Here is a 12,089-nt window from a genome sequence, read left to right on the forward strand (position 1 = left end):
TCCTGGCCTCTTTCTTCAGGGGGCGGGATCTTTCCGGCGGGTCATCTGTAGCAAGGAATATTGGGCGTTTATGGTGGATACTGCGAACGAAATTCTTCCGGTCAATATCGAAGACGAGCTGAAACAGTCGTATCTCGATTATGCCATGAGTGTAATCGTCGGGCGTGCCTTGCCTGATGTCCGTGACGGCCTCAAGCCCGTGCACCGACGTGTGCTGTTTGCCATGAGCGAGCTGGGCAACGACTGGAACAAACCTTACAAGAAGTCCGCGCGTATCGTCGGTGATGTCATCGGTAAATACCATCCCCATGGTGACTCGGCGGTCTATGAAACCATTGTGCGCATGGCCCAGGATTTCTCCATGCGTTATACCCTGGTTGACGGTCAGGGTAACTTCGGTTCCATTGATGGTGACTCGGCGGCAGCCATGCGTTACACCGAAATACGCATGGACAAGCTCTCCCACGAGTTGCTGTCTGATCTGGACAAGGAAACCGTGGACTATGTGCCCAACTATGATGGCACGGAACAGATCCCGGCGGTCATGCCAACCCGTATCCCCAATCTGCTGGTCAACGGCTCTGCCGGTATTGCTGTTGGCATGGCGACTAATATTCCGCCGCATAACCTGACCGAAGTGATCAACGGTTGCCTGGCGTTGATTGATAATCCCGACCTCACGGTTGATGATCTGATGACCTATATTCCCGGTCCGGATTTTCCAACCGGCGCCATTATTAATGGTAAAGCAGGGATTCTTCAGGCTTATCGCACTGGTCGTGGTCGTATTTATATTCGTTCCAGAGCGGAAGTGGTGGATGACCCCAAGCGTAAGCGTCAGGTCATTATCATTCACGAAATTCCTTACCAGGTGAACAAGGCGCGTTTGATCGAGAAGATTGCCGAGCTGGTAAAGGAACGCAAGATTGAAGGTATTTCCGAGATTCGTGATGAATCCGACAAGGATGGCTTGCGGGTTGTTATCGAATTACGCCGGGGTGAAGTGGGTGAGGTTGTACTGAACAATCTGTATGCCCAGACCCAGCTTGAAAATGTATTTGGCATCAACGTGGTTGCGTTGGTGGACGGTCGGCCGAAAACGCTGAACCTGAAAGAATTGCTGGAAGCGTTTGTCCGGCATCGCCGCGAAGTGGTCACTCGTCGTACCGTCTATGAGCTCCGTAAGGCGCGTGAGCGTGGGCATTTGCTGGAAGGTCTTGCGGTTGCCCTGTCGAATATTGATCCGATCATCCAGATGATCAAGGATTCGCCGACCGCTCAGGAGGCGCGTGAGCGTCTGATGGCTAAAGGTTGGGACGCAGGTTATGTGCAGAAAATGCTTGAGCGTGCAGGAGAAAACGCCTGTCGTCCTGATGATCTGCCGTCTGTGTATGGTGTTCAGGGAAACCTTTACCACCTGTCACCTGCGCAGGCACATGCCATCCTGGAGATGAAACTGCACCGCCTGACAGGCCTTGAGCATGAAAAACTGCTCAATGAGTATCAGGAATTGCTGGTCAGGATTGCTGAACTCAGTCTGATTCTGGCGGATCCGGCGCGTCTTATGAGCGTTATCCGTGAAGAGTTGCAGAAAGTTGTTGCAGAATTTGGTGACGAACGTCGTACGGAGATCACCAGTTCCCGTCGCGATCTGACCGTTGAAGACCTGATTACTGAAGAGGACATGGTGGTCACCCTGTCCCACGCGGGTTATGCCAAAACTACACCGTTGGCGGAATACCAGGCTCAGCGTCGTGGTGGTCGTGGTAAATCGGCGGCATCGGTCAAGGAAGAAGATTTCGTTGAGCATATGCTGGTGGCCAATACCCATACCCGTATCCTGCTGTTCTCCAGCAAGGGCAAGGTGTATTGGCTGAAGGTCTATGAGATTCCCCAGGCGGGACGTACGTCCCGTGGTCGTCCGGTGGTGAATATCCTGCCGTTGGCGGAAGGTGAAAAGATCACTGCCATGCTGCCGGTTGAGGAATTTACCGAAGGGCATTACGTCTTCATGGCTACTCTGCGTGGTACGGTCAAGAAAGTACCGCTGGAGCAGTTCTCGCGTCCGCGCTCTTCCGGTCTGATTGCTCTTGAATTGAATGAAGACGATATGCTGGTCGGTGCTGCGATCACCGATGGTGATCGTGATGTCATGATGCTCAGTAATAGTGGTAAGGCGATTCGCTTTAAGGAAACCGATGTGCGCGCCATGGGACGAACCGCCCGTGGTGTCCGAGGTATGCGTCTGGCGGATGACCAGCACGTAATCTCTCTGATCATTCCGGATGATGATGCGCACATCCTGACGGCCAGTGAAAATGGTTACGGCAAGCGTTCCGTCGTCAATGACTTCCGTCTGACCGGTCGTGGTGGTCAGGGCGTTATCGCCATGCAGTGCAATGACCGTAATGGCCAGATGGTCGGTGCGGTGCAGGTGTCTGGTGGTGATGAAATCATGCTGATTTCCGACCACGGTACGCTGGTGCGTACACGGGTTGAGGAAATTTCCGTGATGAGCCGTAATACCCAGGGCGTGCGCCTGATTCGTCTCTCTGCCGGTGAGCGCCTCGTAGGTGTTGAGCGGGTGGATGAGCCAGAGGAAGACGAATCTGTCCTGACGGATGATGGTATCCAGGAACCGGATGCCGAAGCGGAAACTGCAACGGAAAGTTAAGCGTTACTCAGGCAGGCTGTCACCATAACCGGTACAGCCTGTCGCTTATGGATGACGTGAACAATGTGCAGAAGTTGCAATAAAAACGAAAATCGAGCCAAGCAAGCAAACTTTTCCGATTATTCCCTGTCTAACAAGAATTAGCGGATAAAAGTGCGATAACGGTGAAAAACAGGCAGTGCCGTCATGACAAGAGCCTTTAATTTCTGTGCGGGTCCCGCCGCATTACCCACTGAAGTCCTTGAGCAAGCCCGCGATGAAATGCTGGACTGGCAGGGGCGTGGTATTTCGGTCATGGAGACCAGTCACCGTAACCCGGAGTTTATGGCAGTGGCTGCGCAGGCGGAGCAGGACCTGCGTGATCTGCTCGCCATTCCTGATAACTACCGTGTCCTGTTTATGCAGGGTGGGGCAACCGCGCAGTTTGCGACAGTGCCACTCAATCTGCTGGGTAAGCGGATGTCGGCAGACTACCTTGATACCGGACACTGGTCTTCCAAAGCGATTAAAGAAGCCTCTCGTTATTGTCAGGTGAATGTTGCGGCCAGTAGTGTAGACGCTAATTATGCGACAGTGCCAGACGCTTCACAGTGGCGCTTGTCATCCGATGCCGCCTACGTCCACTATACCCCGAACGAAACCATTGGCGGTCTGGCCTTTGCTGATATTCCGGACACGGGTGATATTCCGCTGGTGGCGGATATGTCCTCATCTATCCTTTCTGAACCGCTGGATATCAGCCGTTTTGGTCTGATCTATGCAGGTGCACAAAAAAATATAGGTCCGGCGGGTATTACACTGGTTATCGTGCGTGAAGATCTGATGGGTTTTGCTTCGGACGCTTGTCCGTCGCTTCAGAACTACCAGTTGGTTTCGGATAATGACTCCATGCTCAATACGCCACCAACCTTTGCCTGGTACCTGTCAGGACTGGTCTTCCAGTGGCTAAAACGTCAGGGCGGTCTGAAAGCTATTCAGACTTTGAATCAGCGCAAGGCTGGCAAGTTGTATGCGGCCATTGATGGCAGTGATTTTTACAGCAACCCGATTGAGACTGCCTACCGGTCCATCATGAATGTGCCGTTCCGTTTGGCAGATGATGCCCTTAATAGCACGTTTCTGAGTGAGTCCGCGGATGCAGGTTTGTTGAATCTCAAGGGGCACCGGGTTGTCGGCGGCATGCGCGCCAGCATCTACAATGCAGTGCCTGAGGCGGCGGTTGATGCGCTGGTTGCCTTTATGGCTGACTTTGAGCGGCGCTACGGGTGATCGTGTTCTTCATAAAAAGCCTGTCTTCTACGCATGGCTGTTTGGCGAGTGATAACGGATAACGGGTGATCAAGATGGCGGACCAGGAAAAAGACCTGAAAGGGCTTCGGGATAAAATCGACAGTATTGATGGCAAGATTCTGGAGCTGATCAGCGCTCGTGCGGCAGTGGCCCAGGAAGTCGCCAGGGTCAAGGAAGCAGCGGGCGCCACGGATGCTTTTTTCTATCGCCCGGAGCGCGAGGCCCAGGTGTTGCGCCGGATCATGTCGCGTAATGATGGTCCTCTCGATGATGAGGAAATGGCGCGACTGTTTCGTGAAATTATGTCGGCCTGTCTTGCGCTTGAGGAACCCGTACGGGTTGCCTACCTGGGGCCTGAAGGTACCTTTACCCAGCAGGCGGCGCTCAAGCATTTCGGGCATTCTGCGGTCAGTGTGCCCATGGCGGCTATCGATGAAGTGTTCCGGGAAGTAGAGTCGGGTGCGGTTAATTACGGCGTAGTACCGGTAGAGAACTCATCGGAAGGGGTGGTCAGCCATACCCTGGACTCCTTTATTCATTCATCAATGCGCATTTGTGGCGAGGTGGTGTTGCGAATCCATCAGCACCTCCTGGTCGGGGAAAATACCCGCGAAGAGAAAATCACGCGCGTCTACTCTCATGCCCAGTCGCTGGCGCAGTGTCGCAAATGGTTGGACTCCCACTGGCCCATGGTGGAGAAAGTGGCTGTCAGCAGTAATGCGGAAGCAGCGCGCAGGGTCAAGGGTGAGTGGAATTCGGCGGCGATTGCCGGTGATATGGCCTGCGAGCTGTATGGGCTGAAAAAGGTCGCTGAAAAGATTGAAGATGAGCCGGATAACTCCACCCGCTTCCTGATTATTGGTAATCAGGATGTACCGGCCAGCAATGAAGACAAAACATCAATCGTTGTCTCCATGCGTAACCAGCCGGGTAGTCTCCACAGGTTGCTGGCGCCATTTCACTGCTATGACATTGATCTGACCCGGATCGAAAGCCGTCCGTCACGTTCGGGTGCCTGGAATTATGTCTTCTTCATTGATTTTACCGGCCACCAGGATGATCCGAAGGTGCAGTATGTGCTGAAGGAGGTTGAGGCATTTGCCTCAGAGTTGAAGGTGCTGGGTTCATACCCCAAAGGGGTTCTGTAAATCACCTTGTGACGAGCTGTCAGGCTCGCAATATCGGGAGTAAAAGCAGAGATGGGGTGTGATTACATAGCGCTGGCAAATCCTGGGGTTCAGGGGCTGCAACCGTATCAGCCGGGAAAGCCGGTCAGTGAAGTCGCCAGGGAGCTGGGGCTGGAAGAAAGCGCGATTGTGAAGCTGGCAAGTAATGAAAACCCGTTGGGTCCTTCACAGAAAGCGGTGGATGCGATGGCTCGGGCTGTCGGTGATTTGGCCCGCTATCCGGATGGTAATGGCTTCGCGTTGAAAGCGGCGCTGTCAGCCAAGTATGGTATTGCGGCTGAGTGTTTTACGCTGGGTAATGGTTCCAATGATGTTCTCGAACTTGTGGCCAGAGCCTATGTGGCACCGGGTGATGAGGTGATTTTCTCCGAGCATGCCTTTGCGGTATATCCTATTGTGACCCTTGGCGTAGGTGGTGTCCCTGTTGTTGCTCCGGCTCAGGACTGGGGGCATGATCTGGCTGCCATGTCAGACCGGATCAGCGACAAAACCCGCGTTATCTTTATTGCCAATCCTAATAATCCGACAGGTACCTGGCTGAAGCGCGATGCGTTGCAGGCGTTTTTGGATAGTGTGCCTGAGCATATCATCGTCGTTCTCGACGAGGCTTACTGCGAATATGTTGATGAGGCGGAGTACCCCGATGGGCTGCTCTGGCTGGAGCAATATCCGAACCTTGTTGTGACGCGCACGTTTTCCAAGCTCTATGGTCTTGCCGGGTTGCGGATTGGCTATGCGGTGGCCGGTGCATCAATTACCAATGTGCTGAATCGTATCCGGCAGCCGTTCAATGTGAACAGTGTGGCTATGGAGGGTGCGCTTGCCGTTCTGGAAGATGATGCGTATCTTGCGCGTTCCCGGCAAGTGAATACGGACGGCTTGCGTCAGCTTGAAGTCGGGCTTACTGGTCTGGGGCTGTCGTGGATTCCCTCCATTGGTAACTTCATCACGTTTGATACCGGCGGTGATGCGAATGGTATCTTTGACCGTCTGTTGCAGCGTGGTGTGATCGTGCGTCCGATTGCAGCTTACGGTATGCCGAGCCATCTACGGGTGTCGGTAGGTACAGAGGCTGAGAATCAGCAATTTCTTGATGCTCTGAGAGCAGTCTTGAAGGAGGTCGCTGATGGCGGATAACTCCTCGCTGCCGCCGCTATCGGACAGTACAGTATTGGTGATCGGGCTGGGGATGATTGGTGGTTCCCTGGCCGCCGCGCTGAAGCAGCGGGATGCTTGTCATCGTGTAATTGCGTGGGACCGTGATCGGCAATCGCTGGCTATTGCATTGGAGCAGGACATCATTGATGGCTATCCAGACTCCCTGGAAGCGGCGGTTAATGATGCAGACCTTCTGGTGTTAGCGGTTCCCATTCTCGGTATTGGGCCTTTACTGGAAGCGTTGGCCGGGCTTGAGGTCGACTGGTCCCGCAAAGTCATTACTGATGTAGGCAGCTGTAAGCAGGTCGTTGTAGAGGGTGCCCGAAATGCTTTTGGATGCTTGCCGGAAAACCTGGTGCCTGGTCATCCTATCGCGGGTTCCGAGCGCAGTGGTGTGATGGCGGCGAATCCGGATCTGTTTGAAGCTCACAAGGTCATCCTGACCCCGACTGAGCAAAGCGCCGAAAAGGCCATCAACCGTGTGACGGGGTTATGGGCAGCCTGTGGTGCGGATGTGCTGCACATGGATGTCGTTCATCATGATGAAGTGCTGGCAAAAACCAGTCATTTACCGCATCTATTAGCATTCTCTTTGGTGGACACCCTTGCGGGTGAGAAGGATAACCAGGATATCTTTCGCTATGCCGCCGGCGGCTTCAGGGACTTTACCCGGATTGCCGCCAGTGACCCCACCATGTGGCATGATGTTTTTCAGGCCAATCGTCAGGCTGTCCTGGAGGCGCTGGATGCGTTTCGGGAGGGGCTGGACACCTTGTATCAAGCCGTGGCAAGCGGTGACAGTCAAACCATGCGGGGTATCTTCACCCGGGCCAGGGCGGCGCGGGAGCATTTTACCAGCATGCTGGAAAATCAGGCGTATCTGAAACCCATGACAAACAGCCAGTTGACCTATGTGGCCCAGCCGGGCGGTTCCGTACGCGGTGATATTCGTGTGCCAGGCGACAAATCGATTTCCCACCGATCCATCATGTTGGGCGCCCTTGCGCAGGGTGTCACGGAAGTTGATGGTTTTCTTGAAGGTGAGGATGCCCTTGCGACGCTGCAGGCGTTTCGCGATATGGGTGTGGTCATTGAGGGTCCGCACAATGGGCATGTCACTATTTACGGTGTTGGGTTGCACGGGCTGAAGCAGCCGGCCGGCCCGCTCTACCTGGGCAATGCCGGTACCGCCATGCGCCTGATGACCGGGTTAATGGCCGCTCAGAGCTTTGATGTTGAGTTGACGGGTGATGAATCCCTGTCAAAACGGCCTATGGGACGAGTGGTTGATCCTCTGCGGGATATGGGTGCAGAGATTGAGACTGGGCCGGAAGGCCGTCCGCCATTGAAAATCCGTGGTGGTCGCTCGCTTAAGGGGGCCTCCTATGCGATGCCGATGGCTTCTGCACAGGTCAAATCGTGTTTGTTGTTGGCTGGTCTCTATGCCGAAGGTGAAACGTCCGTAACTGAACCGGGCGTGACCCGCGACCATACCGAGCGTATGCTGTCGGGTTTTGGTTATCCCGTGGCTGTTGAGGGTAACCATGCTGCCCTTGTCGGTGGAGGTTCGCTGACGGCAACGACCATTGATATTCCTGCAGATATTTCGTCTGCGGCTTTTTTGATGGTGGCAGCGAGTATCGCACCGGATTCCGATGTGCTGCTGAAGCATGTGGGTATTAATCCGACCCGCACCGGCGTTATTGATATCCTGCGCCTGATGGGGGCGGATATCACCCTTGAGAATGAGCAGACAGTGGGTGGTGAACCGGTAGCTGATATCCGGGTGCGCTCAGCCAGGCTTAAAGGGATTGAAATACCGCAGGAATTGGTCCCTCTGGCGATTGACGAGTTCCCCGTGCTGTTTGTCGCAGCAGCTTGCGCAGAAGGGAAGACGTTGTTACGTGGTGCAGAGGAATTGCGGGTCAAGGAAAGTGACAGAATCCAGTCTATGGCGGATGGATTGCAGGCGCTGGGTATTGATGCCCGGCCGTTGCCGGATGGTATTGAAATTCTGGGTGGTGACATGGGTGGCGCAACCATCGACAGTCATGGTGACCACCGTATTGCCATGGCGTTTGCGGTGGCGGCGTTGCGTGCCAGTGATGAGATTATCATCAGGGATTGCAGCAATGTTGCCACCTCATTCCCTAATTTTGTGGAGCTGGCCGACTCGGTTGGCTTCAGACTTAAAGTGATTGAGAAGATCAGACGTGATTGAAAACAATGTTCCTGTTGTAACCATTGATGGTCCGGGAGGATCCGGTAAGGGAACGCTTGCCCGTTTGCTGGCCCGCGAGTTGGGCTGGCACCTTCTGGATAGTGGTGCGCTGTATCGTTTGACGGCATTGGCGGCTGTAAATCACGGCGTCAGTCTGGAGGATGAAGAATCCCTGAAAGTGCTGGCTGCCCATTTGGATGTGCAGTTCCTGGCCGGTGGTGATGGTGCCTCCGAAGGCGGCATTGTGCTCGAAGGTGAGCATGTGGAAAATGCGATCCGTACCGAGGAAGTGGGTGCCTGGGCGTCCAAGATTGCTACCCTTCCGGAAGTGCGCAGGGCGCTGCTGTCAAGGCAGCGGGCCTTTGCGGAAATGCCGGGCCTGGTGGCTGATGGCCGGGATATGGGCACGGTGGTGTTTGATGATGCAAACATCAAATTCTACTTGACCGCCAGCACTGAGGAGCGTGCAAGACGTCGTTTTGAGCAGTTGCAAGCCCAGGGGGTAGATGTTAGTCTTGATCGCCTTTTAGCCGATATAAAGGCGCGGGACGATCAGGACAGCAACCGCGCAGTTGCGCCGCTCAAGCCCGCTGATGATGCGATTATCATCGACAGCACTAAACTGACAATACAGGAAGTGCTGGATAAAGTGCTGGATACCATGCGTCGTAACGCAGTGATCTGAAAATCGGTACCTATATTCGAATTATGCATCAGCAGATAGCTGTAAGCCTTGTAGTCTTATAGTTGTGGCGAATATTTGATAATGCCCGGCACAGTGTAAAGAAGGTAGCAGCTGTTTGCTGGAGCAAGGTGGGGTGATGGTCTCGACGACCGAAAACGTGGCAGGAGCCTTATCCTGTTGCAGGTCGTACAGCCAGCGACGGACGATAACCCCTTTGTGATGATTAACCCGTACAGGCTGGTGGTGCGGTGGGAATCATGCGAAATCATCAACGCTTCGGTCCTGTTCAAGGCCGCGTTGCTCTGTTTCGTTTGACATCTTTAACAGGAATGACAATGACTGAATGCTTTGCCGACCTCTTCGAAGAGAGTCTGAAAGAGATTGAAATGAAGCCTGGTTCCATCATCGATGGTATCGTGGTTGATATTGATGGCGACTGGGTTATCGTTCACGCTGGTCTGAAATCCGAGGGTGTTATCCCTGTGGAGCAGTTCCGCGCTGAGAACGGTGAGCTGACCATTCAGGTGGGCGACACTGTTCAGGTAGCTCTGGATGCAGTCGAAGACGGTTTCGGTGAAACCAAGCTGTCCCGTGAGAAGGCCAAGCGTGCCGAATCCTGGAAAGAGCTTGAGAAAGCCTTTGAAGCCAATGACGTGGTCAAGGGTATTATCAGCGGCAAGGTCAAGGGTGGCTTCACCGTTGACGTCAGCACTATTCGTGCGTTCCTGCCTGGTTCTCTGGTTGATGTCCGTCCGGTTCGCGACACTGCGCACCTGGAAGGCAAAGAGCTGGACTTCAAGGTTATCAAGCTGGATCAGAAGCGCAACAACGTGGTTGTTTCCCGTCGTGCCGTTCTGGAAGCTGAAAACAGCGCTGAGCGTGATGCTCTGCTGGGCACCCTGCAGGAAGGTCTGGAAGTCAAGGGTATCGTCAAGAATCTGACTGACTACGGCGCGTTCGTTGACCTGGGTGGTGTTGACGGTCTGCTGCATATCACTGATATGGCGTGGAAGCGTATCAAGCATCCGAGCGAAATCGTCAACGTTGGTGACGAGATCAACGTCAAGGTCCTGAAATTCGACCGTGAGCGCAACCGCGTATCCCTGGGTCTGAAGCAGCTGGGTGAAGATCCGTGGATCGCCATCAAGAACCGCTTCCCTGAAGGTACCCGTGTATCCGGTCACGTCACCAACCTGACTGACTACGGCTGCTTCGTAGAGCTGGAAGAAGGCGTTGAAGGTCTGGTTCACGTGTCTGAAATGGACTGGACCAACAAGAACATTCACCCGAGCAAGGTCGTTTCCCTGGGTGATGAAGTTGAAGTTATGGTGCTGGATATCGACGAAGAACGTCGTCGTATCTCCCTGGGTATCAAGCAGTGCAAAGCTAACCCATGGGAAGAGTTCTCCGGTCAGCATAACAAGGGCGACAAGATCTCCGGTAACATCAAGTCCATCACCGATTTTGGTATCTTTATCGGTCTGGAAGGTGGTATCGACGGTCTGGTTCACCTGTCTGACATCAGCTGGAACGAAGGCGGCGAAGAAGCGGTTCGCAACTACAAGAAGGGCGAAGAAGTCGAAGCCGTTGTTCTGTCTATCGATGCAGAACGTGAGCGTATCTCCCTGGGCATCAAGCAGCTGGATTCCGATCCGTTTGCCATGTATGCCGACACCAACCCCAAGGGCACTATCGTCAAGGGTGTGGTGAAGGAAGTGACCGCCAAGGCTGCTATCGTAGAGCTGGGTGAAGAAATCGAAGGTACTCTGAAGGCTTCCGAAATCAGCCGTGACCGCGTTGAAGACGCCACTAACGTGCTGAAGGAAGGCGAAGAGATCGAAGCTCGCATCATCAGCATTGATCGTAAGAGCCGCGTCATCAGCCTGTCCATCAAGGCTAAGGACGAAGCTGACGAGAAAGCTGCCATGAAAGAGCTGCGCAGCAAGCAGGACGAGCCCGCTGCTGGTCCTACCACCATCGGTGACCTGATCAAGGCGCAGATGGAAGGCAAGTAAGTCTAACGACTGAACTGCTGTAAAAAACCGCCGGTCTTACCGGCGGTTTTTTTATGCTTATCAATAAGTTGCTTGATTATCGGGGGGGAATTGGCTAGCTTAGAATTTTAGGCTCACAGGGTTCCGGGCAGTGAATGATCAGGCGTATAAATTGTGTATACGCTTCGTCCGGTACGGGAGGCATGGGGGCGCGGTAACCTACCGTGATGAGGGAAGCACACTATGACACGATCGGAATTAATAGAGCGCATAGCTGAGGCGCAGGATCAGTTGATGCTCAAGGATGTTGAGTTGGCGGTAAAGGCCATTATTGATCAATTGTCTGGCGCACTTTCATCGGGCGCGCGAATAGAAATCCGTGGGTTCGGCAGCTTCTCCCTCCATTATCGTGCGCCGAGGAAGGGTAGAAATCCCAAAACCGGTGAAACAGTCGCACTTGCCGGTAAGCATGTTCCTCATTTCAAGCCCGGCAAAGAACTACGTGAGCGGGTGAATCAGGCTGCACTGGATGGTGTTGGCCGGTAATAATTCGGGTATGTAACAACATGGTCATCAGGTGGATGCGTCTTTTGCTATGGTCTGTTCTGACTATAGCCCTGTTTTTCCTGCTTTTTTCCTTTGTCCTGGAGAATCCGACTGAAGTGACATTGACGGTTGTGGGCTATCCGCTGGCGCCTGCTTCTGTTTCTGCCGTTGTTGTGGTTGGCTTTTTGCTAGGCGGTTTCGTCGGTATTTTTTCCGGGATGGTCATGGTGGCCCGGTTTCGTGTCCGGCATGTGCTGCTGAAGCGTAAAAACGAGCAGCTTGAGGCGGAGGTCAAAAAGCTGAGAATGAATGCGTTAAAAGGGTTGAGCTGATT

The 12,089-nt window shown here is 53.8% G+C and carries 9 protein-coding genes; all 9 read left to right on the forward strand.

Annotation, left to right across the window (positions count from 1 at the left end; genetic code table 11):
- The first annotated feature begins 70 nt into the window (after nt 1-70).
- The 9 genes from gyrA (at nt 71) to AC27K1_RS15060 (ending at nt 12,087) form a co-directional block, all read left to right on the forward strand.
- Nucleotides 71-2,674 carry a DNA gyrase subunit A gene (gene gyrA / locus AC27K1_RS15020; protein WP_487151631.1) on the forward strand — a complete coding sequence of 868 codons (2,604 nt, stop codon included), beginning with the start codon at nt 71-73 and terminating at the stop codon, nt 2,672-2,674.
- Between the two features lie 186 nt (nt 2,675-2,860).
- Nucleotides 2,861-3,943, forward strand: coding sequence for a 3-phosphoserine/phosphohydroxythreonine transaminase (gene serC, locus AC27K1_RS15025; protein ID WP_487151632.1), 1,083 nt, complete (start codon nt 2,861-2,863; stop codon nt 3,941-3,943).
- 74 nt (nt 3,944-4,017) lie between these two features.
- Nucleotides 4,018-5,112, forward strand: coding sequence for a prephenate dehydratase (gene pheA / locus AC27K1_RS15030; RefSeq protein WP_487151633.1), 1,095 nt, complete (start codon nt 4,018-4,020; stop codon nt 5,110-5,112).
- A 51-nt stretch (nt 5,113-5,163) separates the two neighbouring features.
- The gene (gene hisC, locus AC27K1_RS15035; protein WP_487151634.1) at nt 5,164-6,288 is read left to right on the forward strand and encodes a histidinol-phosphate transaminase; all 1,125 of its coding nucleotides are present in this window, start codon (nt 5,164-5,166) and stop codon (nt 6,286-6,288) included.
- On the forward strand, nt 6,278-8,530 hold the full coding sequence (locus tag AC27K1_RS15040) for a bifunctional prephenate dehydrogenase/3-phosphoshikimate 1-carboxyvinyltransferase (protein ID WP_487151635.1): 2,253 nt from the start codon (nt 6,278-6,280) through the stop codon (nt 8,528-8,530). Before hisC ends, AC27K1_RS15040 begins: the two co-directional genes overlap by 11 nt.
- Nucleotides 8,526-9,215, forward strand: coding sequence for a (d)CMP kinase (gene cmk / locus AC27K1_RS15045; protein ID WP_487151670.1), 690 nt, complete (start codon nt 8,526-8,528; stop codon nt 9,213-9,215). The genes AC27K1_RS15040 and cmk overlap by 5 nt, the downstream gene beginning before the upstream one ends.
- A 335-nt stretch (nt 9,216-9,550) precedes the next feature.
- Entirely contained in the window at nt 9,551-11,230 is a 1,680-nt protein-coding gene (gene rpsA / locus AC27K1_RS15050) for a 30S ribosomal protein S1 (RefSeq protein ID WP_395178163.1), read from the forward strand.
- Between the two features lie 222 nt (nt 11,231-11,452).
- A complete protein-coding gene (locus AC27K1_RS15055; protein ID WP_487151636.1) occupies nt 11,453-11,755 on the forward strand; it encodes an integration host factor subunit beta in 303 nt (100 codons plus the stop codon).
- 20 nt (nt 11,756-11,775) lie between these two features.
- Nucleotides 11,776-12,087 carry a hypothetical protein gene (locus tag AC27K1_RS15060; RefSeq protein ID WP_487151637.1) on the forward strand — a complete coding sequence of 104 codons (312 nt, stop codon included), beginning with the start codon at nt 11,776-11,778 and terminating at the stop codon, nt 12,085-12,087.
- Nucleotides 12,088-12,089 lie beyond the last annotated feature (2 nt).

It is taken from the genome of Kistimonas ophiarachnellae (assembly GCF_057552235.1).